23 protein-coding genes are annotated in these 25792 nt (G+C 66.8%); 11 read left to right on the forward strand and 12 right to left on the reverse strand.

Annotated features, from left to right (window positions below; all coding sequences use genetic code 11):
• Nucleotides 1-22: 22 nt before the first annotated feature.
• From rsmB to Q8R75_RS01155, 4 genes are read left to right on the forward strand one after another with little or no spacing between them, the layout of a single operon-like run.
• Nucleotides 23-1252: a 16S rRNA (cytosine(967)-C(5))-methyltransferase RsmB gene (gene rsmB / locus Q8R75_RS01140; protein WP_336623612.1), complete on the forward strand. Its 1230-nt coding sequence runs from the start codon at nt 23-25 to the stop codon at nt 1250-1252.
• On the forward strand, nt 1245-1838 hold the full coding sequence (locus Q8R75_RS01145; RefSeq protein ID WP_305613755.1) for a DUF4390 domain-containing protein: 594 nt from the start codon (nt 1245-1247) through the stop codon (nt 1836-1838). The genes rsmB and Q8R75_RS01145 overlap by 8 nt, the downstream gene beginning before the upstream one ends.
• The gene (locus Q8R75_RS01150) at nt 1835-3937 is read left to right on the forward strand and encodes an ATP-binding protein (protein ID WP_305627199.1); all 2103 of its coding nucleotides are present in this window, start codon (nt 1835-1837) and stop codon (nt 3935-3937) included. The genes Q8R75_RS01145 and Q8R75_RS01150 overlap by 4 nt, the downstream gene beginning before the upstream one ends.
• Before the next feature lie 13 nt (nt 3938-3950).
• Complete coding sequence (locus Q8R75_RS01155; RefSeq protein ID WP_305613757.1) at nt 3951-5198, forward strand: response regulator; 1248 nt, start codon at nt 3951-3953, stop codon at nt 5196-5198.
• 76 nt (nt 5199-5274) lie between these two features.
• Here the strand turns inward: Q8R75_RS01155 and Q8R75_RS01160 are convergent, their stop codons facing one another.
• Entirely contained in the window at nt 5275-6096 is an 822-nt protein-coding gene (locus Q8R75_RS01160) for a formate/nitrite transporter family protein (protein ID WP_305613758.1), read from the reverse strand.
• A 319-nt stretch (nt 6097-6415) separates the two neighbouring features.
• Between Q8R75_RS01160 and Q8R75_RS01165 the strand changes: the two genes are divergently transcribed.
• Nucleotides 6416-6835, forward strand: coding sequence for a heme-binding protein (locus tag Q8R75_RS01165; RefSeq protein WP_305613759.1), 420 nt, complete (start codon nt 6416-6418; stop codon nt 6833-6835).
• Nucleotides 6836-7046: 211 nt separating this feature from the next.
• Here Q8R75_RS01165 and Q8R75_RS01170 read toward each other — a convergent pair whose 3' ends face one another.
• Entirely contained in the window at nt 7047-9272 is a 2226-nt protein-coding gene (locus Q8R75_RS01170) for an AsmA family protein (protein ID WP_305613760.1), read from the reverse strand.
• A 229-nt stretch (nt 9273-9501) separates the two neighbouring features.
• On the opposite strand from Q8R75_RS01170, the gene mscL reads away from it, so the two are divergent.
• On the forward strand, nt 9502-9933 hold the full coding sequence (gene mscL, locus Q8R75_RS01175; protein WP_305613761.1) for a large conductance mechanosensitive channel protein MscL: 432 nt from the start codon (nt 9502-9504) through the stop codon (nt 9931-9933).
• Nucleotides 9934-10004: 71 nt separating this feature from the next.
• Here the strand turns inward: mscL and Q8R75_RS01180 are convergent, their stop codons facing one another.
• The 4 genes from Q8R75_RS01180 to Q8R75_RS01195 all read right to left on the reverse strand — a co-directional run bounded on the left by Q8R75_RS01180 (nt 10005) and on the right by Q8R75_RS01195 (nt 15851).
• Nucleotides 10005-10733, reverse strand: a complete 729-nt coding sequence (locus Q8R75_RS01180; protein WP_305613762.1) for a response regulator transcription factor — start codon at nt 10731-10733, stop codon at nt 10005-10007.
• Nucleotides 10734-10880: 147 nt separating this feature from the next.
• Nucleotides 10881-11384, reverse strand: a complete 504-nt coding sequence (locus Q8R75_RS01185; protein WP_305627203.1) for a WbuC family cupin fold metalloprotein — start codon at nt 11382-11384, stop codon at nt 10881-10883.
• The gene (dnaE, locus tag Q8R75_RS01190; RefSeq protein WP_305613764.1) at nt 11377-14862 is read right to left on the reverse strand and encodes a DNA polymerase III subunit alpha; all 3486 of its coding nucleotides are present in this window, start codon (nt 14860-14862) and stop codon (nt 11377-11379) included. Before dnaE ends, Q8R75_RS01185 begins: the two co-directional genes overlap by 8 nt.
• Nucleotides 14863-14957: 95 nt before the next feature.
• On the reverse strand, nt 14958-15851 hold the full coding sequence (locus Q8R75_RS01195) for a PEP-CTERM sorting domain-containing protein (RefSeq protein ID WP_305613765.1): 894 nt from the start codon (nt 15849-15851) through the stop codon (nt 14958-14960).
• A 58-nt stretch (nt 15852-15909) separates the two neighbouring features.
• Here Q8R75_RS01195 and Q8R75_RS01200 point away from each other — a divergent pair, with 58 nt between their 5' ends.
• The 4 genes from Q8R75_RS01200 to Q8R75_RS01215 all read left to right on the forward strand — a co-directional run bounded on the left by Q8R75_RS01200 (nt 15910) and on the right by Q8R75_RS01215 (nt 20771).
• Nucleotides 15910-17664 carry a PQQ-binding-like beta-propeller repeat protein gene (locus Q8R75_RS01200; RefSeq protein ID WP_305613766.1) on the forward strand — a complete coding sequence of 585 codons (1755 nt, stop codon included), beginning with the start codon at nt 15910-15912 and terminating at the stop codon, nt 17662-17664.
• Between the two features lie 26 nt (nt 17665-17690).
• On the forward strand, nt 17691-17933 hold the full coding sequence (locus Q8R75_RS01205) for a PEP-CTERM sorting domain-containing protein (protein WP_305613767.1): 243 nt from the start codon (nt 17691-17693) through the stop codon (nt 17931-17933).
• Nucleotides 17934-18068: 135 nt separating this feature from the next.
• On the forward strand, nt 18069-18521 hold the full coding sequence (locus tag Q8R75_RS01210) for a PA2169 family four-helix-bundle protein (RefSeq protein WP_305613768.1): 453 nt from the start codon (nt 18069-18071) through the stop codon (nt 18519-18521).
• A 246-nt stretch (nt 18522-18767) separates the two neighbouring features.
• Entirely contained in the window at nt 18768-20771 is a 2004-nt protein-coding gene (locus tag Q8R75_RS01215) for a methyl-accepting chemotaxis protein (protein WP_305627206.1), read from the forward strand.
• A gap of 43 nt (nt 20772-20814) precedes the next feature.
• On the opposite strand, the gene Q8R75_RS01220 is transcribed toward Q8R75_RS01215, so the two are convergent.
• Entirely contained in the window at nt 20815-21387 is a 573-nt protein-coding gene (locus tag Q8R75_RS01220; RefSeq protein WP_305614925.1) for a GNAT family protein, read from the reverse strand.
• A gap of 49 nt (nt 21388-21436) precedes the next feature.
• Nucleotides 21437-21823, reverse strand: a complete 387-nt coding sequence (locus Q8R75_RS01225) for a hypothetical protein (RefSeq protein ID WP_305614924.1) — start codon at nt 21821-21823, stop codon at nt 21437-21439.
• Between the two features lie 95 nt (nt 21824-21918).
• Between Q8R75_RS01225 and Q8R75_RS01230 the strand changes: the two genes are divergently transcribed.
• The gene (locus Q8R75_RS01230) at nt 21919-23010 is read left to right on the forward strand and encodes a 6-carboxytetrahydropterin synthase (protein ID WP_305614923.1); all 1092 of its coding nucleotides are present in this window, start codon (nt 21919-21921) and stop codon (nt 23008-23010) included.
• A 48-nt stretch (nt 23011-23058) separates the two neighbouring features.
• Here the strand turns inward: Q8R75_RS01230 and Q8R75_RS01235 are convergent, their stop codons facing one another.
• The 4 genes from Q8R75_RS01235 to Q8R75_RS01250 form a co-directional block, all read right to left on the reverse strand.
• On the reverse strand, nt 23059-23550 hold the full coding sequence (locus Q8R75_RS01235; protein WP_305614922.1) for a hypothetical protein: 492 nt from the start codon (nt 23548-23550) through the stop codon (nt 23059-23061).
• Between the two features lie 127 nt (nt 23551-23677).
• Complete coding sequence (locus Q8R75_RS01240) at nt 23678-24136, reverse strand: DoxX family protein (protein ID WP_305614921.1); 459 nt, start codon at nt 24134-24136, stop codon at nt 23678-23680.
• Nucleotides 24133-24933, reverse strand: a complete 801-nt coding sequence (locus tag Q8R75_RS01245; RefSeq protein ID WP_305614920.1) for a DNA-binding domain-containing protein — start codon at nt 24931-24933, stop codon at nt 24133-24135. The genes Q8R75_RS01240 and Q8R75_RS01245 overlap by 4 nt, the downstream gene beginning before the upstream one ends.
• Complete coding sequence (locus Q8R75_RS01250; protein WP_305614919.1) at nt 24917-25771, reverse strand: DUF692 domain-containing protein; 855 nt, start codon at nt 25769-25771, stop codon at nt 24917-24919. The genes Q8R75_RS01245 and Q8R75_RS01250 overlap by 17 nt, the downstream gene beginning before the upstream one ends.
• Nucleotides 25772-25792: the final 21 nt, after the last annotated feature.

Here is a 25792-nt window from a genome sequence, read left to right on the forward strand (position 1 = left end):
CCTGCTTGGCGCAGCCCACGCCGTGGCTGCCGTGCTCAAGGGTGATGCACTGGACGACGCGTTCAGCCGCACGCCCGACGCACTGTCGACCAATACCGCCGCCGTGCGCGACCTGGCCTACCAGTGCCTGCGCGCGCACGCCGCGATCGAGGCCCGGCTCGCTGTGCTGGTGCCCAAGCCGTTGCGCGAGCTCGATCGGCGTGCATTGCTGCTGGTCGCGCTGTGCCGTCTCGACGCGCGACCCGACAGTGCGCACACCACGGTCAGCCAGGCGGTCGACGCGGCGCGCACGCTCGGCGGTGACCGCTTCGGCGGGCTGATGAATGCGGTGCTGCGCAGCGCGCAGCGGCGCGGCGACGAACTCGATGCCGCTGTTTCCGGTGACGATGCAGCACGCCTGCAGCATCCGCGCTGGTGGCTTGACCGGCTGCGCCGCGATCACCCGAATCACTGGCAGGACATCGCACAGCAGGGCAACACCCATCCGCCGATGGCGCTGCGCGTCAATCTCCGGCGCGCCACCGTGGATGAGGTACAGGCCCGCCTGGCGGCTGAAGACATCGCGACCACCCGGCACGGCGACACGGGCCTGCTGCTTGAAAAGCCCTGCCCGGTCGCCCGCTTGCCGGGCTTTGCCGAAGGCTTGATGTCGGTGCAGGACCTCGGTGCCCAGCGCGCCGCCGGCCTGCTCGACGTGCGTGCCGGTCAGCGCGTGCTCGATGCCTGCGCGGCACCCGGCGGCAAGGCGTCGCACATGCTGGAATGCACCGATATCGAACTGCTGGCGCTCGACCACAGCGCGCCGCGCGCGCAGCGCATCAGTGAGAACTTCGCACGCCTCGGGCTGGCCGGCCAGGTGCAGATCGGTGACGCCGCGGCGGTCGACACGTGGTGGGACGGCCGTCCGTTCGACCGTATCCTGGCGGACGTACCGTGCAGCGCGTCCGGTGTCGTGCGGCGGCACCCGGACGCGAAGTGGTTGCGCCGGCCGGACGACATTGCCCGTTTCGCCAAGCAGCAGCGCGCCATCCTGGACAGCCTTTGGCGCGTGCTGGCGCCCGGTGGTAAATTGCTTTACGCCACCTGTTCGGTCTTCCGCGCGGAAAACCACAAGCAGGTCGCGGCCTTCGTGACCCGCCATGCCGACTGCCAACGCCTGAGCCCATGCGGCGCATTCGATCTGCAACTGCTGCCCGACACCGAGCATGACGGGTTCTACTACGCCCTGCTGCAGAAAACCCCCGGTGGCTGAACGCCCCCCGCTCTGGCCCGGCGTCTGGCGCGTCGTCATGGCCTGGCTGCTGGCGGTCTGCCTGACGATGCCCGGCCACGTCGCGGCTGGCGTTGAAATGCGCGACGTGCGGCTCGATCACGGCGATGAGGGCTATCAGCTGTCCACCGACATCGGCGTCACGCTGTCGCCGCGGCTGGCTGAAGCGGTCACCCGCGGCGTCGCGCTCTACTTTGTCCTCGAGTTCGAAATCAGCCGGCCGCGCTGGTACTGGCTCGATGAAGACGTGGTCGAGCGCGCGCTGACCTATCGATTGAGCTATCACGCGCTGACACAGCAGTACCGTGTGTCCACCGGCGCGCTGCATCAGGGGTTCGATACGCTGGAAGAAGCCCTGAATCTGATCGGCCGGCTGCGCAGCTGGCCGGTGATCGATTCCGGGCGCCTGAAAGCCGGCGGCAGCTACGTCGCTGCGTTGCGCCTGCGGCTCGATGTGACCCAGCTGCCCAAACCGTTCCAGCTCAGCGCGATGAGCAACCGCGACTGGACGCTGGAATCCGAATGGCAGCGCTGGGGCTTCACCGCGCAGCAGGCGGTGCCGCGATGAGAAATTTCATCTTCGCCAGCGCCGCCCTCAGTGGCGTACTGCTGCTGTTGCTGTCGCTGGCCAGCGAGAACACGGCGCTGTTCGCGCGCAGCTACCCGCTGCTGCTCGGTCTGAATGTTGCCGTTGCGCTTGGTCTGCTCGGTCTGGTGACGTGGCTGGTGGCGCACCTGTTGCGCGAGCACCGCGCCGCAGTGTTCGGCTCGCGCCTGAAGCTGCGACTGTTCGCGGCGTTTGCCGCACTGGCGGTGGCGCCGGGCGCGCTGATCTACGTGCTGTCGGTGAATTTCGTGTCGCGTTCCGTTGATTCGTGGTTCAACGTGCGCATCGAACAGGCACTCGAAGGCGGTCTGATCCTCGGGCGCAACACGCTGGACTACCTGTCGGCCGACCTGCTGGACAAGGCCCGCACGATGGCGCGCGACCTGTCCGACACACCGCCGCTCAAGCGCAGCGCACGGCTCGACGTGCTGCGCGAACAGGCCGGTGTGGCCAGTGCAACGCTCATTTCGCCGCAGGGACAGGTGGTCACGACCAGCGCGGCAGCCACCCGGCTCGTGCCGGCGTTGCCGTCGCCGTCGCAGCTGCGGCAGGCGCGCCAGGGCATGGGCCTGACCACGGTGGACACCGACAGCAACGACGGCCTGACCGTGCGTGCGCTGGTATTCATCGGCGGCGCGACACTGGCGTCCGACGCTCCCGTGCTGCAGTTGCTGCAACCGCTGCCAGCCTCGCTCGCGCTGAACGCGGAAGCGGTGCAGAGCGCCTATCGCGACTATCAGGAACTGTCGCTGGCGCGCGCCGGGCTCAAGCGCATCTTCGCGCTGACGCTGACGCTGGCACTGCTGCTGGCGCTGCTGTCGGCCCTGGCCGTGGCCTTCGTGATCAGCCGGCGCATGTCGGCACCGCTGTCCATCCTGGCGCGCGGAACCGACGCGGTGATGCAGGGCGACTTCAGCCCGATACCGGCGCTCGCCACGCGCGACGAGCTGGGCACGCTGACCCAGTCCTTCCGCCGCATGACCGAACAGCTCAACGATGCGCGCGCGCAGGCCGAACGCAGCCGCAGCGAAACCGAGGCGGCCCGCACCTACCTCGAAGGCGTGCTCGGCAACCTGTCGACCGGTGTGCTGGCGTTCAGCCCGTCCACCCGGCTGCGTGCCGCGAATCAGGGCGCACTGGCCATCCTGGATGACCGGCTCGAAGGCTGGGAAGACATTGCGCTGGCCCAGTGGCCGCGTCACCCGGAACTGCGCGACACCATCCTGGCGGCCATCGACGAGGGGCAGGAGTCGTGGAGCCGGCAGATCGACATCGCCGATCCGTTCGGCCCGGGCAAGACGCTGCTGCTGCGCGGCTCGCAGCTGCCGCAGGCCGGAGGCGGCGGTTTCGTCGTCGTGTTCGACAACATCACGCAGCTGATCGCAGCGCAGCGCAGCGCAGCCTGGGGTGAGGTGGCGCGCCGGTTGGCGCACGAGATCAAGAATCCGCTGACGCCGATCCAGCTGTCAGCCGAGCGGCTGCAGTTCAAGCTGTCGGACAAGCTCGACGAAGACGGCCAGCGCCTGCTGGCGCGCGCCACTTCGACCATCGTCGATCAGGTCGAGGCGATGAAGAACATGGTCAATTCCTTCCGCGACTATGCGCGCCTGCCGCAGCCGGTGCTGACGCCGCTCGACCTGAACCGGCTGGTGGACGAGGTGCTCGGCCTGTACGAAACCTCGACGCCGCGCATCGAACGGCATCTTGCGGCCGACCTGCCGCACATCAGCGGCGATGCCGGCCAGCTGCGACAGGTCATCCACAACCTGCTGCAGAATGCGCAGGATGCATCGGCCGATGCCGGCGCACCGCAGATCAGCGTGCACACGCGCCGCCGCGGCAATCGCGTCGAACTGTCAGTGCGCGACAACGGCCACGGCTTTCCGGCCCAGGTGCTGGCGCGCGCGTTCGAACCCTATGTCACGTCGAAAGCACGTGGCACAGGCCTTGGGCTGGCCATCGTGAAGAAGATCGTGGATGAGCACGATGGTCGTATCGAAATCGAAAACATCGCGCCGCAAGGCGCTGAAATCCGCATAGCGCTGCCGCTGGCAGCCTGAAAGTCAGGAAAACATGGCTCGCATACTGGTGGTCGACGACGAGATGGGCATCCGGGAGTTGCTGTCCGAAATCCTGCGGGACGAAGGGCACGACGTCACGCTGGCGGAAAACGCGGCTGCCGCGCGCGGTGCGCGGCAGGCTGCAAGACCCGACCTGGTGCTGCTGGACATCTGGATGCCCGACACCGACGGCATCACGCTGTTGAAGGAATGGGCCTCGGGCGGGCAGCTGACCATGCCGGTCATCATGATGTCCGGTCACGGCACCATCGATTCGGCGGTCGAGGCGACACGCATCGGCGCGCTCGATTTCCTCGAAAAGCCGATCGCACTGGCCAAGCTGCTGTCCAGCGTGAAGCGCGCGCTGATCCGCAGTGCGCCAGCCGAACAGCGCCCGGCCGCACCGTCGCTGGCCGGCATCACGCGTGGTGGTCCGCTGCGCGACCTGCGCCGCCGGCTGGAACAGATGGCCAGCCGCTCGCGCATCATCATGTTGCGCTGCGGGCCGTCGAGTTTTGCCGAACTGGCCGCGCGCACGCTGGCGGTGCCGGGACGGCGCTGGATCGAACTGGCCGGCATCCCGGGCGCCATCACGCAGGAACAGCTCGACGCGGCGCGCGGCGGCGTCATCCACGCGGGCGACATCGGCACACTGTCGCGCATGCAGCAGAAAAATCTCGCCTTCGCCGTCGACCGGCTGGAGCGGCTCGACGCGAAACTGATCGCCAGCTGTGCCCAGCCGCCGGCGGAGCTGCAGGCGGCTGGCTGGGACGACGCCGTGCTGTCGCGGCTGTTCGACGTCGTGCTGCCACTGCCGACGCTGGCCGAGCTGCGCGACGAAATCGGCGATCTGGCCGATGACGTGCTGAAGCACATGGCGGACGCAGGCGAAATCCCGGTGCGCGCGCTGGCCGAGTCGGCCCGTCCGTTGCTGCGCCAGCACCCGTGGCCGGGCGGTTACGCAGAACTGGTGTCGGCGCTGCGCTCGGCCGCGCTGGCCACCCTCGACGACGATCTGGACGCGAGCGCGCTGCGCGCGCTGCTGCGCCCGGCCGGCAACGCGGCACTGCCCGGCCTGAACCAGCCGCTGCGCGATGCGCGCGAGGCGTTCGAGCGGCTGTACTTCGAACATCACATGGAACGCGAAGGCGGCAACATGACCCGGCTGGCCGAGCGCTCCGGACTGGAGCGTACGCACCTGTACCGCAAGCTCAAACAGCTCGGACTGCCGGTCGGCCGGCGCACCGAGCATCAGGAGTGAAATACTGAACTGAACGGCATTCCTGAACCGAAGGACCGGGCAGAAAGCCCGGGCAGCGGAATCGGCCCGGGCGCCGTCAGGTGCGCTGGCGGAACGTCAGGTAATACACCCCGGCGACCAGAATGCTTCCGCCGACGATGTTGCCCAGCGTCGCCGCGACCAGATTGCCCGCCAGCCCGGCCGCGGTCAGGCCGGACAGGTCGACGCCTGCCGGAAGCACGCCGTTGGCGTGCAGCAGCATGCCCATCGGAATGAAATACATGTTTGCGATGCAATGTTCGAAGCCGGCGGCGACGAAGGCCGATACCGGAAACACGATGGCCAGTACCTTGTCGGTCACGCTGCGCCCTGCGGTCGCCAGCCAGACCGCCAGGCAGACCAGGGCATTGCACAGGATGCCCTTTACGAAAACGATCAGGAATGGCGTGGCGGTCTTGGCCGCCGCCACCTTCACATAGGTTTCGGCTACCGCACCGCCGTTCATGTCGCCGTGATGTGACAGGAAAACCAGCGCCACCATGCCGAGCGCGCCGACGGCATTGGCCACATAGACGATGGCCCAGTTGCGCGCCAGCAGCGCGAACGGGATTCGCCCCTCGGCCCACGCCATGACCAGGAAATTATTGCCGGTGAACAACTCGGCGCCGGCCACGGCAACCAGGATGAGACCGAGCGAGAAGGCCAGCCCGCCGAGCACACGGGTCAGTGCAAAGCCAAGCGAAGCATCGCTGGCCACCAGAGTGAAGTACAGCGCACCGAAGCCGATGAAGGCGCCGGCCAGCACACCGAGCATGAACATCGTGCGTACCGGCAGGTTGGCTTTCACGATGCCGATGTTTTCGACCTTCTCGGCAATCTCCTTCGGCGAATAAAGATCGATCCCCAGATTGCTGGCCATGCGTGCTCCTTGTCGGTTTCGTGTGAGGAACCCGTCTCGCGCGGGCAGGCCGACAGTGTAGGATGCTGTCCGTGACGCCGGTAGATTGCCGGCCCCGCGGCAGCCCACCAGTTCGCTTGCCGCGCGGAACATGCACCACAGAAGTCAGCCAGACGCACAGTGCCGGTGAGCAATCCGCCCGCCGGCCCGCGCACCCGCCGGACCACCCGTCACGGCCAAGCGTCGCACGAAAACCCCAGACCGGCCTTCTCCCCAACGCAGCGGAGCAGCACCGGCTTTCGGGTTCAACGCCCTCTCTTGACATTGACGGAGTACGACCATGAAAACCCGCCTCACCCTGACGCTCGACGACGCGCGGCAGATTGCTGCCGCGGCGGAAGCCGAGGCCCTGAAACGCAACTGGCCCGTCACCATCGCCATCGTCGACGACGGTGGCAACCTGATGTGGCTGCAGCGCCTCGACGGCGCACCGCCGATGAGCACCCAGATCGCACCGGAAAAGGCCCGCACCTGCGCACTGGCACGCAAGCCGAGCAAGGCGATCGAGGACGTCGTCAACAGCGGCCGTCTGGCCGCCCTGCGCATGCCGGTGCTGCCGCTTGAAGGCGGCGAAATGATCATCGTGGACGGCGAATGCGTCGGCGGAGTCGGCGTATCGGGCGTGAAATCCAGTGAAGACGCCATCGTTGCCCGAGCCGGCATCGCAGCCATCGGCGCAAGCTGGGAACTGCCGATCTGACGAGCCCCGTGGGTGCGGACCTTGCCGGAGCGGCGCCCCCGATTTACGTCATGCCGAAAACGCAGGGCCGTGGGAGCGACGTCCCCGTCGCGATCAGTGCGGCGACCATCGCGGTGCGAAGTGCGTATCGCGGCGAGGACGTCGCTCCCACAGGGGCGTTTCGGCATGCGTGCCTCAACAGCGCCTGCTCGACGCCAACACTTGCCGAAGCTCAGCGGCCGAACAGCCCTTTGAGCTTGTCGCCAACCTGTTCCTGCACCTTGTCGCGGGCCTTGTCCTGCAGTTTCTGGCTCTGTTGCTCGACCGCCGTTCTGGCGGCGCCCTTCACCAGATCGGCGAACTCGATCTTGTAGTCGAGGCTGGCGAACGGCCCGTACAGGCGCACCGGCACGGTCACGCCCCTGAGCTCGTCGGCAGCGCGGCCGTCCTGTCCCTTGCTGGTCGCGGCCAGCGTCACGCGCGCGAGGTAATCCACACTCTCGTCCGGCAGATTGACGGTCCCGGCGCCGGCCAGCCGCAGAAAGGGCGAGCTGGCCGTCAGATCCGAATTGCGGGCGATGCCGTCGTCGATGCGGAAGCTGGCGCTGAGCGCTGAAAAGTCGGTCTTTTCGGTGGCACTGGCCTGCTGCACGGTGGCGCCGCCGCCCAGCTTCGCCTTTGCTTCGCGCAGGCTCTTTGCCAGATTGATGCCGCGGATGGCGCCGTCGCGCAGCTTCAGCGAGGCACTGCCATCGAGCGCGCGCTTCAGGGCACCGACCGTCGTCCCCGAGGTCGCGACATCCAGCATGACCGTGCCGCGCCCTTCCAGCAGGTCCTTGCCGGCTGCATCGCGGATCAGCGGATGCACATCGATGTCGGACAGCGTCTGCTTCAGCGCGATGCGGTTGCCTTCGGCATTCAGGCTGAGCGCTCCGCTGGCAGCGCCCTGATACAGCGCGGCCGAGTAGGGCGACACCTCCAGCTTGCCGTTCGCCGCCTTCACGTTCAGCGTCATCTTCGTCATCTTCACGCCGGCCACCTGCAGCGCCCCGATGCGCACGCTGCCGCTGGCATTGATGCCGCGCAGCGCGGACAGGTCCACCGGGGTGTCGTCCGGGTTGCCGGCGGCGGGTCCGGCCGCTGCGGGCGGGCGATAGCGATCGAGATCGAGCTGGTCGATGTCGACATCGAAGTTCAGCGCCAGCGGCTGCAGGCGGGTCGCGGCGAGCTTGAGCTGGATGTGGCTGTCGTCGAGCCGCGTGTCGAGATCGAGCGCTGCGGTCTGCGCCTTGAGGTCTGCGCGCGCAGAGCCCTTGACCGGAAGCTTGACGCTTTTCATCGGCAACGACGGATGCGCGATGTCGATCGTGCCATCCAGCGCCGACAGCTCGCCGGACGGCCCGTCCAGTTGAACGTTCAGTGGCGAAGCCAGGGCGGCCTTGACGGTGGCGGTGTCCTGACGGGCGTCCAGCGCCAGCGTGAGTCCAGCGATCCTGATCGCCTGCGCACTGCCCTCGATACCCTTGAGCTGGAGCTTGATGTCCGCCATGCGGGCGCTCGAATCGATCTTCGCAGTCAGGCTGACCTCGTCGCCGCGGGCGCCGCCGGCATCGAGTTGCAGCGCCGGCGCGGTTAGTTTCGCCGACAGTGCTTCACCGGCCCGCCTGGCCGACAGGTCAAGCGCCAGCTTCCGGATTTCGATGCGGTCGTCGGCACCGGCTTCGAGCCGCTCCGAGGTCAGCGCGGCACGCACATCCGTCAGGTCGAACAGCGTGCCGTCCATCGTCGCGCTCAGCGCTTCGAGCGCGAAGCGCTGCGCCGGCAGGTCATAGTCGTAGCCGGTGGCCAGCACGATGCGCGAGTCGGCCGTCGGCTGCACCGACGTCCAGCGCGCAGCCAGGTCGAGCCTGCCGCGTGCCGCGTTCGCCAGCTTGCCGACCGACAGTTCGATGTCGTCCAGCGCATGCGCCGCACCGCTGCCTTCGTCGCGGAAAGCGAGCGCCGAACGCGACAGCTTAAGCCCGGCAATATCGAAGCGGACCGGCGAGCTGTCGTCCTTCTCGGCCGAGAGCAGGTCTTCGAAGTTGAATGAGCCGTCCTTGTAGCGGATCAGGGCGACGCTCGCACCCTCGACCCGGATTTCGTCGACGACCAGCGACCCCGACAGCAGCGGCAGCACGGCGACGGATACGCGCGCACTGTCGATTGCTGCGAAACGTTCGGTCGAATTGTGTTCGGACAGCGCAGTACGGCCCAGCTTGAGGCCGAGGTTCGGATAGAAGGACAGGTCGACATCGCCTTCGATGTCCAGCGTGCGCTGCTTCTGTTCGAGCACGACACGCCTGAGTTCTTCCTTCACGCGGACGGCATCGAAGGTGATCGCCACATACAGCACGGCCGCAGCGAGCAGCGCAGCGATGCCGCCGAGCGCGAAAGCGGCAAGCTTGAGTATCTTCATGCCTTCTCCATACGAAACAGACCGGCTGATGACACGTGCCGCGTCGCCGGAGAGTGCCCGATCCGGCTGACGCAAGCGGCACAGTGGCTGGCGAGCGTATCAGAGATGGCGGCGGTGAGCCCGGACCGGCGGTACGCCCGCCGTGTGCTATCTTCCGCGGCGCCGCAAGTCCTCGGTTTGCGCGCGCCGCCCGCGCGTGAATGGCACCCACATCTACAAGGAGATCAGCATGAGCTTCGTTTCGGAATTCAAGGCATTCGCCATGAAGGGCAATGTCGTCGACCTCGCGGTTGGCGTCATCATCGGTGCAGCCTTCGGCAAGATCGTTGACTCGGTCGTCGCCGACCTGATCATGCCCATTGTGGGTGCGATTTTCGGCGGTCTGGATTTCAGCCAGTTCTTCATCGTGCTCAAGGATATTCCCCCCGGCGTGCCGGAAACGCTGGCCGACCTGAAGAAGGCGGGCGTACCGGTGTTCGCATGGGGCAGCTTCCTGACGATCGCGCTGAACTTCGTCATTCTTGCCTTCATCATCTTCATCATGGTGAAGCAGATCAACCGGCTCAAGCGTGAAGAGGCGGCAGCACCGGCGGCGGCACCGGCCGAGCCGGCCGAAGAGGTCGTACTGTTGCGCCAGATCCGCGACTCGCTGTCGAAATAGTCCGGACCGGATACACAACAAAAAAGGAGCCAGCGGCTCCTTTTTTGTTGTCAGTCTGCAGGCGGCACGGATCAGTCGATCGCTTCACCCTCGGTCGGCCGGGCGTCACCGGACACCCGCTCCAGGCGGTAGCCATAGTTGTAGGTCGACGCCAGTCGATAACCATTCTCCGGCCGCAGGGCGAGCTTGGAGCGCACGCGCGACATGTGGGTATCGACGGTGCGTGTCGGTACATCGCCCTTGCGGCCCCACAGCGACTCCAGCAGGTGACCGCGCGACACCAGGCGACCGACGTTGCGAAACAGGAAGACGGCCAGCTCGAACTCGCGTTCGGTCAGGTCGACCACCTCGTTGTGCAGGCGAGCCGTGTGCGAATTCAGATCGAAATGGTAAGGCTCGGCTTCGACCACCGGCTGATCTGCCGGCGGGCGGCTGCGGCGCAGCACGGCCTCGATCCGGGTCAGCAGTTCCAGACGTCGCGCCGGCTTGACGATGTAGTCGTCGGCGCCCGCTGCCAGCGCGGTGACGATGTCGTTCTCGTCCTGGCGCGCCGTGACGAAAATGACCGGCGTCTGCAGCTGGCGTTCGTTGCGCAGCCAGCGCAGCACATCGGCCCCCGGCAGGTCGGGCAATTCCCAGTCGATCAGCAGCAGGTCGTAACTTTCACGTACCGCTTCGCGCATCAGGTCACGAGAACGCATGAACACATGCACGTCGTGGCCTGCGGCACGCAGCCAGGTGCCCAGTATTTCCACCTGGACCGGGTCGTCTTCCAGCAAAGCTATTCGGGCAGTCTGCACGGCGGGATCTGTATCCGTAGAAATGAGCGGGTCAGACTGGGTTGACGGCAGGCGCATCGCGGACTGAAGGGCCGGAATGCATGATAAATGCCGCGTAAAGCGTGACCGGATACCGCTCAATGTACATTCGAGTATGCCACAGCGGGGTCAGCCCGCCTGCAGGGCAGTGAACAGACCCGCCATCCAGCGCAGATAGGCACCGGCGGCCGGATCACCGGCGCCGGGTGCCCAGGGCGCCAGTTCCGCGGTCATCAGCGGCAGATAGGGCCCCGACTTGGCTTCGAACATGACCGAGCCCGGTTCCAGCGAAACCAGGCTGTGATACTGGCCGTGACCAATGTCGATGCCACAGGCGTGGCCCGCACCCAGCAGGTGCAGCGACTGCACGGTTCCCACGGCGTCGAACAGGATGCAGCCGAACCGGCCGCGCAGACACAGGATGGTTTCATCCTTCACCGGATCCAGGTGGCGATGCGGCGGGACGTAGCTGTCTGGCTCGATGGCATTGAGCAGGCGGTGCACCGGATGGCCGTCATGCGGATGCAGGTTGTCGTTCATGCGCCGGCGCGAGCTGGCCTGCGCGCGGGCCGTGAGTGCGTCGAACGCGGCCAGGTCGATCAGCCGGGTGCGTGCTGGCACGTGCTCAGGCATAGGTGACGCCGACCGATTCCGGCGGCAGCCAGTCACGCAGCCCGTCGAACAAGGCGTCGTCCAGCCGCACGCGCCAATGGTCGCCGAAATCGAGCGGTGCGATGGCCTGGCCGCTGCTGTAGTGCAGCCGCACCCGGCAGCCGCCTTCGGAGCGGAACGGTTCGAGCAGGCTGCGCAGGCGCGCGCAGGCGGCGCGCGCGCCGCCTGCGCCGGCCACTTCTCCATTGACCCTGAGTTCGAGCCGACGCGCGAAGCGCGCGCGCGCTTCGCCGGCGGTCAGCAGGCTTTCGGCAACGACGCGCATCGAATTGGAGTAGTCGTCGAATTGTGCGCGGCCTTCAATCACCAGCACTTCGTCTTCGCGCAGCTTGTTGCGCGAGGCGTCGAAAAGCTCATTGAACACCGACACCTCGACCTGCGCCGTGCCGTCGTCGAGCACGACGAATGCCATCTTGCCGCGGCGCGTCATCTGCACGCGCGAACTGACGACCAGCCCGGCGACCACGGTCGGATCGCGCGAGGATTCGAGCTGCGCCAGCTTGCGCCGCGCGAAGCGCGAAAACTCCTGCGCGTAGCTGTTGAACGGGTGACCGGACAGATAGAAGCCGAGCGCCTGCTTCTCGTTCTGCAGCTTTTCGCGTTCGATCCACGGCTTGCAGCTCACGTACTCGGGGGCGCGTGTGCCGACGCCCGTCGGAGCGTCGTCAAACAGGCCACCCTGGTGCGCGTTGGCTGCCGCCTGTTCGGCCGCTTCCATGGCGAGTGCAACGCTGGACATCAGGATGTTGCGGTCCGGGTCGGCGCCCTCGCGCGTCGCGTCGAAGGCGCCGGCGCGGATCAGGGCCTCGATCGTGCGGCGGTTCACGGTGCGGCGGTCGACGCGCAGGCAGAAGTCGAACAGGTCCTTGAACGGCCCGCCGCTGGCGCGTGCTTCGATGATGGCCGTGACCGCCTGTTCGCCGGTGCCCTTCACGGCACCCAGGCCGTAGCGGATTTCGCTGCGCGACACCGGCACGAAGCGGTATTCGGAGCGGTTGATGTCGGGTGGCAGCACGGTGAGCCGGTTCTTCTTCGCGTCGAGGAAGAAAATGTTCACGGTGTCGGTGTTGTCCATGTCGGACGACAGCGACGCCGCCATGAAGGCAGCGCAGTGATGCGCCTTCAGCCAGGCCGTGTGATAGGTGACGACGGCATAGGCGGCGGTGTGCGACTTGTTGAAGCCGTATTCCGCAAACTTCGTCATCAGGTCGAACAGCTGTTCGGCCAGCGCCGGGTCGTAACCCTTGGTGGCAGCACCGGCGGCGATGGTTTCGCGGTGCTTGGCCATTTCCTCCGGCTTCTTCTTGCCCATGGCGCGGCGCAGCATGTCCGCACCGCCGAGCGTATAGCCGCCGATGATCTGCGAAATCTGCATCACTTGTTCCTGATACACGATGACGCCGTAGGTCGGTGACAGGCAGCCTTCGAGATCGGGATGGAAGTAGTCGATGGCCTGCTGACCCTTCTTGCGCAGGATGAAGTCATCAACCATGCCGGAGCCGAGCGGCCCCGGGCGGTAAAGCGCCAGCACGGCGATGATGTCTTCGAAGCGGTCCGGGGCGAGCTTGGACAGCAGCTTCTTCATGCCTTCCGATTCGAGCTGGAAGATCGCCGTGGTGTTGGCTTCCTTCAGCACCTGGTAGGCGGCCGGATCGGTGAAGGGCAGGCTCAGAAGATCGGGCCGCTCACCGGTCATGCGCTCGATGTAGTCGACCGCCAGTTCGATGATGGTGAGGTTGCGCAAGCCCAGAAAGTCGAACTTCACGAGGCCGATCGCTTCGACGTCGTCCTTGTCGAACTGGCTGACCGGCGCCGCGTCGTCGCCGTCCTGCTGGTACAGCGGGCAGAAGTCGGTGAGCTTGCCGGGCGCGATCAGCACGCCGCCGGCATGCATGCCGACATTGCGCGCCAGCCCCTCGAGCGGCTCGGCCAGGCGCAGCAGTTCGCGTACCTCTTCTTCGTTCTGTTCCCGCTCGGCCAGTTGCGGCGCCTGTTCGCGCGCCTCGGCCAGCGACAGCGGCTTGTTCTGGACCACCGGAATCAGCTTCGACAGCTGGTCGCAGAAGTTGTAGCCCATGTCCAGCACGCGGCCGACGTCGCGGATCACCGCGCGCGACGCCATCGTGCCGTAGGTGGCGATCTGGCTCACCGCGTCGGCGCCGTACTTCTGGCGCACGTACTCGATCACCATCCAGCGCTTGTCCTGACAGAAGTCGACGTCGAAGTCGGGCATCGACACCCGCTCCGGATTCAGGAAACGCTCGAACAGCAGCGCATAGGCCAGCGGATCGAGGTCGGTGATGCCCAGCGAGTAGGCGACCAGCGATCCGGCGCCCGAGCCGCGGCCCGGGCCGACCGGCACGCCGTTCTTCTTGGCCCAGTTGATGAAGTCGGCCACGATCAGGAAGTAGCCGGGGAAGCCCATCTGGATGATGGTGTCGCACTCGAACCTGAGCCGGGCCTCGTATTCGTCGCGCCGCGACGCGCGCACCGCTTCGTCCGGAAACAGCAGCGCCAGCCGTGTTTCCAGACCGGCTTTCGCCTCGGCGATCATGAAGTCGTCGATCGTCATGCCCGGCGGCGTCGGGAACTGCGGCAGGTAGTTCTTGCCCAGCGTCAGCGTGAGGTTGCAGCGGCGCGCGATCTCGACCGTGTTGTCCAGCGCTTCCGGGATATCGGCGAACAGTTCGGCCATTTCGGCCGAGGTCTTGAAGTACTGCTGTTCGGTGAAATCGCGCGGCCGCCGCTTGTCGGTCAGCACATAGCCCTGGGCAATGCACACGCGCGCCTCGTGCGCCTTGTAGTCGTCCGGCGCCATGAACTGCACCGGGTGTGTGGCCACCACCGGAATGCCGGTTTCGATGGCCAGCGCGCACGCATCGGCCACATACACCTCGGTATTCGGATGGCCGGCGCGCTGCAGTTCGATGCAGTAATCGCCATTGAACAGGCGCGACCAGTCGGCCGCCAGCCGACGCGCCGATTCCATGTTGCCGGCTAGCAACGCCAGCCCGACGTCGCCCTGCATTGCGCCGGACAGCGCGATCAGGCCGGTTGCGCCGGTGTCGTTGGCCTCGAACCATTCGCGCCGGATCTCGGCTCGGCCACGGTGCTTGTTTTCCAGATAGGCGCGGGTCAGCAGGCGGCACAGCGTGCCATAGCCCTCGCGGTTGCGCGCCAGCAGCAGCAGGCGGTAGGGCTTGTCGCGTTCGGCCTCGTTGGTGATGAAGACATCGACGGCGGCGATCGGCTTCACGCCCTTGCTGCGGGCAGCCTTGTAGAACTTCACCAGGCCGAACACATTGGTCAGATCGGATACGGCGAGCGCCGGCATGCCGTCCTGTGCCGCAGCCCTGACGGCCGCGTCGAGCGTGACGATGCCGTCGACGATGGAAAATTCGGAATGGAGACGGAGGTGGACGAAGGCGGGTGCAGACATGCGGCAAGTGTACCGCTCCCTCCTGCCCGGCGGGCACCGCATGGGTACCCACCGGTGTCGGGCGTCCCGCTGCGGAACGCCCGGGCTCACGAAACTTACTTGCGACGGCGGGCTGCGACGCCGATCAGGCCGAGGCCAGCCAGCATCAGCGCGTAGGTTTCGGGTTCCGGCACGGGCGCGGCGCTGACAGTGACCATGTCGAAACGCCAGGTGCCGGCGGTACCGTAAGTTCCGGTCGCACTGGAAGCGGCATAGGCGCTGGTGCCCGGCGCGAACGTGGCAACGACGCGGAAGGCGAAATCGGCATTGTTGTCTGCGCCTGCGATGGACGACAGATCAACCGTGCGCGCGTTGAACCAGTTGTCACCGGCATTGCCGTCGAAAGTCAGGAAATCGATGAAGTTGGCGCCGTCGAGGCTGTACTGAACCAGTTCGTACCGCGAACTCGTGTTGCTGTGGCGCAGATCGTAGTTGATGACCACATCTGAAAAACCGACGGTGCTGACGGCGAACTGAACGCCGCGCGTCTTGTCGCCCGTGCCTTGAGCAGCGTAGGTCGTGGTTTGCCAGCCGGAATCGTCGCCCGTGGCCGGGTCGGAAGAGCCGCCCGTCGCGTCGCCGGAGGCGAACGAGCCCGCGATGCCGCCGATCCGCGACGCCGTGCCAACGCCCACGAACGGGATGAGGGTGCCGGTGGCGGTATTCCCGTCAGCAGGGACGGAATTGAAATTCCACTGGGCCACGATATCAGCGTGGGCGTGGCTGCCGGCAGCTGCCAGCAGCAGTGCGATTGCGGTCTTGCGGAACATGTCGGATCTCCGGAAATGCGATTGAAAATAACGGGATAGGGACGACGGCCGACATATCCGGCCGCTCAGTTGCGACTTTGACCGGCGAGCATTACAGCGCACACGGCCCGAACCCAGCGCGCGTAGTCCGAACGGATCAGCGGATTGCAAACTTGCGTTTCGGCAGCCGCGCACAGCCATGGCCGACGCGATGCGCTTGACGGCCTATCATCACGGCTTTCCATTTTCGACCGCTGCCATGCACCGTCTGATTCCGAATGCGCTCTGCCTGCTCACCGCTCTCGCCATCGCACCGGCGGTCGCTGCACCGGATCGCGACTGGCCCACCTTCGGCCTCGATCACGCGAATACGCGTCTTGCCGACATACCGGGCCTGACGCCGAAGACCGTACCGAAGCTGGTACCGAAGTGGATCTACCAGAGCGGCATCGCGCAGACTTTCCAGGCCACGCCGCTGGTGGTCGGCGGGAAGATGTATGTGTCGCTGCCCGGCTCGCACGTCGTGGCGCTTGACGCGCGCAGCGGTGCCGAACTGTGGCGCTACATGCACAGGAAGCGGACCGACAAGGTGTGCTGCGGCCCGGCCAACCGGGGCGTGGCGTTCGACGACGGCCGCGTGTTCGTCGCCACGGTGGATGCGCGCCTGGTGGCGCTCGACGCCGCCAGCGGCAAGCCGCACTGGGACATCGAACTGGCGCGGCAGGACAACGCCACGACCGAAAGCAGCGAAGGCATCAAGGGCGAAGTCGGCGGCGGTTCGGGCGTCGGCGCGGCGGCCGCGCCACTGGTGATCGATGGCAAGGTGATCGTCGGCATCAACGGTGTCGGCTACGGCCTGCATCTGGACGTGCCCGGCTCGGCCGGCCAGCTGGCGTCGGTCGTCGGCATGGCAGGCAAATATGGCGGCATCGGTTTCCTGGCTGCGTTCGACGCGAAGACCGGCCGGCGCGTGTGGCAGTTCGACACCGTGCGCAAGCCGCAGGATGGCGGCTGGGAAGGCGATTTCGTCGAGAAAACCGCCGACGGCCTGCCGCTGAACCGCGACATCGCCGGCGAGCGAGCGAGCGCGGCGCAGCACAAGGACGCGTGGGAGTACGGCGGCGGTTCGGTGTGGAACGCGCCGGCCTATGACGCGAAAAGCGGCCTGCTGTATTTCGGCACCGGCAACCCCAGCCCGCAGATCAACGACACGACACGCCCGGGCGACAATCTGTATACCGCGTCGCTGGTTGCCATCCAGGCGAAGACCGGCGCCTACGCCTGGCACTTCCAGCAGATTCCGCACGACAAGTGGGGCTACGACGTGGCCAGCCCGGCGGTGCTGTTCGACCACCGCGAGCCGGGCGGACGCGTGGTGCCAGCGGTCGGCCAGGCGTCGAAGCTGGGCTGGTTCTATGTGCATGACCGCGCCAGCGGCGCGCTGCTCTACAAGTCGGAGCCGTTTGTGCAACAGGACAACCTGTTCGCCGGTGCCAGCAAGGAAGGCACGCGCATCACGCCGGGCGTCGCCGGCGGCGTGAACTGGTCGCCGGCTGCCGTCGATGCCGGTCGCGGTCTGGCTTTCGTCGCCGCGATGCACATGCCGATGCGCTACTGGATCAAGGAAACAGCCGCCACGGCGGGCAAGCCGGCGCAGCGCTACGACAGCATGGAACCGTCGGACGAGGCGAACTGGGGCGTGCTCGCCGCGCTCGACCTCAGGCAGCGCGGCAAGATCAAATGGACGGCGAAAACCGATGAGCCGCTGGTGGGCGGCGTGCTTGCGCTGAAATCCGGCGTGGTGTTCACCGGCGAAGGCAACGGCCACCTGTCCGCGTTCGACAGCGTCAGCGGCAAGCGGCTGTGGCGCTTCCAGACCGGCGCTGGCGTGAATGCACCGCCGATCGCCTTCACGCTCGACGGCAAGCCCTACATCGCAGTTGCCGCCGGCGGCAGCGCGATCTGGGGCTACCGTCAGGGTGACGCGGTCATCGTGTTCGGACTGCCGGACTGACCGCCTTCGGGCGTCGTGGAGCAGCCTTGCTGGCCGACGAGCAGATCCTGCCCGGTGCGCTCGACATCGAAGACTTCAACTTCCTGAGTCGGGTGCTGAACTTCAGCAACGCCGATCCGGACGTGAACATCATTCCGAAGAGCAGCATCATCCGCGGCAGCGCCTTCGACGTCGTGAACATCACGCCGGTACCCGAGCCGACCACCTGGGCGATGCTGGGCCCGGGCCTCGCACTGGTCGGTGCTGCGGCGCGCCGCGCACGAGGATGACTGCAACAGGATGCAACCGGCGGGTCGGTCATCCCCTACAACGGGCTTCGTGATCGCCCGCAGCCGGGCGGGCCGCGCTTCCCTAGGATGAAGTCTCGACAGCGCACATGCCTGTCATTCATCCAAGGAGACATCATGAACCAGAGCGAAACGATTGAAGTGCTGAACGGCCTGATCGAAACCTGCAAGGATGGCGAGTACGGATTCAACACCTGCGCCGATCAGGCGGACTCCGTGAAGTTGCAGTCGATGTTCAGGCAGCGCGCCGACGAATGCCGTAGCGCCGCACAGGAATTGCAGACCGAAGTGGTGCGCGCTGGCGGCGAGGCGGATACGTCGGGCACCGTGGTCGGCGCACTGCATCGCGGTTGGGTGAGCGTGCGCGGTGCGCTGCCGGGCAAGGACGATGTGGCGATGCTGGAAGAAGCCGAACGCGGCGAGGACCGCGCGCTGGCCCGCTACCGCAAGGCGCTCGAAGCGCCGCTGCCGCCCGAGCTGCGCAATCTGGTGCAGCGCCAGCTGATCGGTGCGCAGCGCAACCATGACCAGATTCGTGCGCTGCGTGACGAGTACCGCGCGGCCGCCTGATCCGGTTGCATGAGGACGGCGGTCTGCTGACCGCCCGGTAGACGAAGCCGGCCCTCACGGGCCGGCTTTTTTACGTGCGGAGCAAACGCGGCACTTGCCGCGCCGGACGATGCGAGGCAATAAACAGCCGGGCTCGCGCGGCCCTCCATGCTTGGGCGGGGTTATTGCACTGCGTTCATAAATAGTTCTCCTAAAGAAACTTTGTTGATCGTCGTCAACGCCTTGTCACCCAAACCGAGATCAATCATGGATCTGCACGCTCTTAATCTGCGCACCAAGCTGCTGGCATCCACCGTCATTACCGTCCTGCTCTGCTTCTCGGTCACGCTGGGGGTACTTGCCTGGCGCAGCCATCAGGCCGTGCTGGAGCAGGGGCTGGCGCGCGCCGAAAGCGTGGCCGCCTCGGTCGCGCATGACGTTGGCGCCAATCTGGACGAAGCGATGGCGGTGTCGTCCACGCTGGCGCTGTCGCTTGAAGGCCTGCACGCAAAGGGCACGCCGGATCGCGATGCCATCAGCCGTGCGCTGCGTCGCACGCTGGAAGGCCGGCCCGCGCTGCTGGGCGTCTATACCGGCTGGGAGGCCAATGCCTTCGATGCGCGCGACGCCGATTTTGCCGGTGCCGTCGGTCATGACGCCAGCGGCCGCTTCGTGCCCTACTGGAGCCGCAGCGGCGACAAACTGTCGGTCGAGGCGCTCATTGATTACGACAAGCCGGGCGTCGGCGATTATTACCAGCAGCCGAAGCAGACCGGCCGCGCCTATCTCGCCGAACCGTACGAGTATGTCGTCGGCGGCAGGAAGATGCTCATCACCTCGCTGGTCAAGCCGCTGGCCGTCAATGGCCGCTTTGCCGGCATCGCCGGTGTCGACATGGCGCTCGACCAGCTGGCCGACGATCTTGGCCGCATCAAGCCTTTCGACATCGGCACGGTTGCGCTGTACGCACCGTCCGGGCTCGTGGTCGCGCATGCCGACACCGCTCGCATCGGCAAGCCGGCCGCCGATCTGCCGGCCGATGCGCTGGCTGCGCTGCGCGATGGTCGCAGCCTGCAATGGCGCGACGCCGCCGGCGTGCGTCACTTCCTGCAGCGCGTGTCGCTGAGCGACGGCGACGCCTGGTGGGGCAGCGTGGTGTCGGTGCCGGAAGGCGTGATCACCGCCTCGGCGGATTCGCTGCGCAACACCGCCATCGCGATGGGCGTCATCAGCGTGCTGCTGACCGCCGGCGTGCTGTTCGCGCTGCTCGGCGCGATGACCCGACCGCTGGAAGCCCTGGCCGACGCGATGCAGGCGCTGGCCGGCGGCGAAGGCGACCTGACGCGCCGCCTGCCGGAAACCGGCAGCCGCGACGAGCTGGGCCGCGTTGCCACCTCGGTCAATGTCTTCCTCGGCAGCCTGCAGCGCATGTTCATCGAGGTGCGCGACCAGAGCCACACACTGGTGCGCGGCATCCGCGAAGTGTCGGACGACACCCGCCACATCGCTGGCAGCTCGCGCTCGCTGGCCGGCACCACCGGCGACAACGCGGCAACGATAGAGGAAATCACCGTGTCGATCGGCCATATCGCCAGCCACGCGACTGATGCCAGCGGCGTCATGCTCGACACGCACACCGCGTCGCAGCGCAGCGGCGAGGCGGTACGCGGCATGCAGACGCATATGAGCGACATCGCCGGCAGCATGGAAACGCTGGCCGGCTCGCTGACCGGTCTGGCCGAACGTTCGGTGCAGATCAACGGCATCGTGCAGGTGATCCGCGAGATCGCCGACCAGACCAATCTGCTGGCCCTCAATGCCGCCATCGAAGCCGCCCGCGCCGGCGAACAGGGCCGTGGTTTTGCGGTGGTGGCCGACGAGGTGCGCAAGCTGGCCGAACGCACCAGCAACGCCACCACCGAAATCCGCGACATGATTGCCGCCATGCACGGCGAAACCGACCGCGCGGTGCACAGCATGAACAGCACTCGCGAAGCGGTCGAATCGGGCGTCGAACGCGCGGCGCGCGTAGCCGCGGAAATCGGCGGCATCGAGGCCGGCATGCAGCGTGCCGCCGAACGGGTACGCGAGATCGCCGAAGCGACGCAGGAACAGTCGGCTGCAACCACAGCGCTGGCGCAGTCGGCGGAGCAGGCCTCCGAGGTGGTGCAGAACACCGACCAGGCAATACAGCGCACATCGGCCACGCTGTCGCAGATCGGGCGTGCATCCGATCATCTCGGCGAACTGGTGGGGCGCTTCAAGCTGTAGGCACACGAACGGCATCGCACCGGCCCCGGCGGGCCGGTTTTTCTTACATGCAGAGCAAACGCGGCACGTCCGGCGCATCGAGCAGCAGCACGTACTCGAGACCGTCGATCTCGTCGATGAACGATGCGATGCGCCGGAAACCCGCGCTGGCGAGCAGCGCGCACGAGGCGAGATTGTCCGGGCTGACCGACGCGACGAAGCGCGGCACACCGTGCTCGACGTGGGCCCATCGGATCAGCGCAACCAGCGTCTCGCGTGCGAGGCCCTGGCGGCGGTAGCGCGGGTAGATCGTGTAGCCGACTTCAACCGCATCGGCGGCGTACGGCGCAAGATAGTCGGGCGCCGGGCGGGAATGAAAGCCGGCGTGGCCGATCATTTCACCGCTGTCGCGCCGTGCCAGCGCGCGTACCGACCAGGGCAGGCTGGTCGGCTCGGTCGTGACGTCGTGCAGGCGCAGGGCGGCCAGATCGGCTTCGCGCAGCCAGGCGCTGGCCACCTTCAGACCGATCAGCGCGGACAGTTCGTCGATGTCGCGCCCATCGGCCGACGCACCCAGGAACTCGGCATCCATGGCGCGCAGCCGCAGCCGGGGCGTCAGGATGTCGGGGGGCGTCATGGTCTGCCGTACAGTGACGGGTAGCGAGGCCCGACCGGCCGCGCCGGTTTCAGCGAGCCGCCAGCCCGAAATAGAGGCTGGCCGCCAGCGCCACGCTGAACACCACGGCGGCAACGAGCATGACGCGCGAGCGCAGGCGCAGCACCTCGATCTCGCGTACCAGCTGCACATTCTGTTCGGCCAGCGAGCGGATCAGTTGCGACGAAGCGAGCGCCTCCTTCTGCAGTTCGGTCACCACCTGTTCGAGGGCGGCCAGCCGCACCTCGGCCGGCGCGCCGGCCGGTGCAGTCGCCGGTGCGTCCGCCGGCTCGCCTTTCGGCCGCTTTTTTGCGACGCGATCCCACAGCGCATTGGCGCCCTGCACCACGCTCGGGGCCGCCGCGATGACGTCGCCCCAAGGGACGGCTTTTACCGCGCCCAGCAGACTGATGGACATGAGCTGTGCTCCTTCCCGAAATCGATCGATACTGATAGTACTGCGCACTCAGGCACACTGCGGCGCTGCCGGAACTGTGTGACCCCACCCCGACCATGAACGACGCCTTGCTTTACGTTGCCGCCGCGGACTTCGAAGCTGCGCGCCGCCTCGAACACCTGCCGGTCTCGCACCGCGCGCGCGCGCTGCACGGCCACAGCTTCAACGGCAGCGTGCGGGCCGCGCTGCCCGAGGGCTGGGGCGGTGTTGCCGGCGGTGAGGTCGATGCGCTGGCGGCTCGGCTGCGCACGGTGCTCGCGCCGCTCGACTACCGGCTGCTGAACGACACCGTCACCCGGCCCGGCGACGAAGATCTCGCGCGCTGGTTGCGCGGGCAGCTCGACCTGCCCGGCGTGCAGGCGGTCGGCGTGCGCAGCACCCGCCATGCCGGCGTGCAGCTGGACCGGCACGGCGACGCTCATGTCTGGCGCCGCTACGTGTTCCAGTCGGCGCACCAGCTGCCGCGCGTGGCACCCGGCCACAAGTGCGGCCGCATGCACGGCCACGGCTTCGAAGTATTGCTGCACGCGAAGCCGGCGCCCGATGCGCCGGTCGACCCTGACCGGATCGACGCCCTGTGGGCCCCGCTGAACGAGCAACTGCATCTGGCCTGTCTGAACGACATTGCCGGGCTCGACAATCCGACCAGCGAAAACATTGCGGCCTGGATCTGGCAGCAACTGAAGCCGGCGCTGCCAGGCCTGTGCTGGGTCACCGTGTACGAAACCGCCAGCTGCGGCGCGCAGTTCGATGGCCAGCAGCACCGCGTGTGGAAGGAATTCACGCTGGACAGCGCCGTGCGGCTGAAGCGTGCCCCCGACGGCGATCCGCGCCGGCGCATTCACGGCCACACCTTCACGCTGCGCCTGCACCTGGCTGCGCCGCTCGACCCGGTCATGGGCTGGACGGTCGATTTCGGCGACGTGAAGGCGCAGTTCGCGCCGCTGTTCGACCGGCTCGACCACGCGCCGCTGCATGAATTGATGGAGGAGGCAGGCAGCGACGCCGACAGCGCCAGCCTGGCGCGCCGCATCATGACGCTGGCGACACCGCTGATCCCGTCACTCGACCGGCTCGACCTGTATGAAACCCGCGGCTGCGGCGTCATCGTGCAACGCGGCGACAGTGAGCCGACATTGCCGGTGTGATGGACCGCTGCCGGTCGAACCTTCGGTCTGTCGTCGTCAGCCAAAGACTTACCAGCGCCCCAGATCGATGCCGAAGGTCACCATGAAGCCAGCCGTGCCGAGCAGCGCGACCTGGGCGTTGTAGCGGTCGTACTGGTAGCCGAGCGCCGGAATGACTGCAAGCGCCACGCCCTTGCGATTGAGAGGGATCTTGTCTTCGTATTCGCCGGTGTATCCGAGCAACGCGCCGGCAGTCACCTTCACGTACAGGTTCCGGCTGACCGACTCGATCGGCCAGCTCCGGCCCGCGTAGTAGTACTCGCTGGCCTGGTCGAACGAGTTGCGGAACCAGGCGGCGCCGACATTCCAGCGCGTCGGAGACTCGTACTCGAAACCGAACAGGGCCGGGGCCGTGTTGTGGTCAGGTTCACGGTCCCAGTGGTGAATATAGGGTCCGAACTGCAGGCCGATGCGGTGTGACGGTGCATTGGCATCGGCCGAGGCGACGCCACTGGCAAGACAGGCCACGCACAGCAGGATGCAACGGGAGGGAGGTGTCAAGACAAAAGCCCGATAGCGAATGCCGATTGGGCAACACAAACTGCCTGGCGTTCCCGGGCGGCCCCTTTGCTGTGTTGCACCATGTTACAGCGCCGACGCGGATTGCCCGTCCGGCATCCGCGTCGACTCAGTCGCGGCGCCGGCCCAGCAGCCGATCGACCGACAACGTGCCAGGCCCGAACGCAACCAGCCCCAGCAACCCGACGCCCCACCACAGATGCGCCTCGACGGCCGCCGGGCACTCGAATTCCCACAGCGCAGGGTAGGACACGACGGCCATCAAATTCACGATGAACAGGCCCAGCGCGGCAAAGCGTCCGGCCAGACCGATGGCGAGCAGCGGCGGCAGCACGATTTCGCCGGCCGTACCCATGAAGGCTGCGATGGCAGGCGGCAGCAGTGGCACCTTGTACTCTTCGGCGAACAGGAAGAGCGTGGTGTCCCAGTCTTCGATCTTGGTCAGCCCCGCCTTGATGAAGACCCATGCAATGTACACACGCAAGGTGAGCAGCAGCAGCGGCTGCAGCTGGTCGGCGAGCCGGGCGATCGGCGTACCGAGGTCATAGGCACGGGTTACGGCATTCATTGTTCTTGTCCCCTGGTTTTGATGTGGTGCAGCCAGCCGCAAGTGATGGCCTGTTCGATGGCGGCTGCGAGATTGAAATCCTGTTCGGTGCCCGCGGCGCCGGCCCAGGCGTCGCCGAAGCTGGCGCCCACCAGCGCGATGGCGGCCCAGAACGCATGGGCACCGGCGGACAGCGCCGCCACCCGCACACGCAGCCCGTCGCGCCATACGACTGCGTATTGTGCTTGTCCGAGATCAATGTCGAGCGCATCGCCCAAGCCGCCTGCCGCGTTCGGCTGATGCTGCAGCCAGATGTCGGCAATCGGCCATGCACTGCCAAGCAGTGCGAAGCCGGGCGTCATGTGCAGCCGGGCCGCAGCCAGCGCATCAGGGTCGAGTGCAGCGAAGGCCTCGCCGCCCAGCGGTGCGGCGTCGGCTGCCGTCGTCGCGACATGCACCGACCATTCGAGTCGCGCCACGTCGGGCAGATACGGTAGTGCGCGCACCGGCTCGAAGCGGTCGAGAAAGTCGGCAAAGCTGTGGCCGTAGCGATTGAGGTCGCCGTCGGTCGATGGCGCCAGCGCCCAGTAGCGGCGCGCCAGCGCGTCGAAGTAGTCGTCGCCGGTGATCTGCCGGCACACCGGATAGGCGAGCGTCAGCGCGGCATTGGCATTCGCCACCGCAGTGCCGCGATAGACGCCAAGCAGGCCGCGGTTGCGTTCGGTGTCCCCGGCGAGCAGCGGCAGCATGGCCGGTTCGCCCTGCGCGCTGCGCAAGGCGCCCGCGAAGCGCCGCTGTGCGTCAAGCAGCGCAGACATGGCGGTCTCCGTTCGATTCATCCGCGACGGCGCCGATGCGGTCGGCGCGGGCCGCCTCAGCCAGCAATACGTCGAGTTCCGGCAGATCGGTGTCCCACTCGATCAGCGCCGGTGCGCAGACGCCACGCCGACGCACGGCCGCGAGCAGCGACCACACGTCGTCGCACACCGCGCTGCCATGGGTGTCGATCAGGCCGTACTCGGTCACCGCGTGACCAGCCAGATGGATCTCCCGCACCGCGTGCATCGGCAGTTGTTCGAGCGCGTCCATCGGGTCGCTGCCGAAATTGCGGGCGTTTACATACAGGTTGTTCAGGTCGAGCAGCAGGCCGCAGCCGGTCAGGCAGACCAGATCGGCCAGAAACTGTGCTTCACTCATCTGCGCGTCGCGAAACTGCACGTAGGCCGACAGGTTTTCGATCAGGACCGGGCGGCGCAAGCGGTCCTGCAGCGCATTCACGCGCGCCGCGACCAGCGCGAGTGCCTCGCCGGTGTAGGGGAAAGGGAGCAGATCGTTGAAGTGGACGCCATCGACCGCGCCCCAGCACAGATGCTCTGACACAAATTCGGGTTCAACGCGTTCAACCAGCTTTGCCAGCCGTTCGACATGCGCTTCGCTGCGTGCATCGACCGACGCCAGCGCCAGACCGACGCCGTGCAGGCTGACCGGATAGCAGCCGCGGGCGCGCTCCAGCGTGCGAAGCGCCGCGCCGCCATCGTGAAAGAAGTTTTCGCTATGCACCTCGACGAAGCCGATGTGCGGTCGTTCTTCGAGTACGCGGGCGTAGTGCGGCTGGCGCAGACCGATGCCGGTCGGCGAAGCGGGATGCGATTTCATTGTCGTGTCGTGACCGGGATG

The sequence above is a fragment of the Methyloversatilis sp. genome, from assembly GCF_030696805.1.
Taxonomy (GTDB): Bacteria; Pseudomonadota; Gammaproteobacteria; order Burkholderiales; family Rhodocyclaceae; genus Methyloversatilis.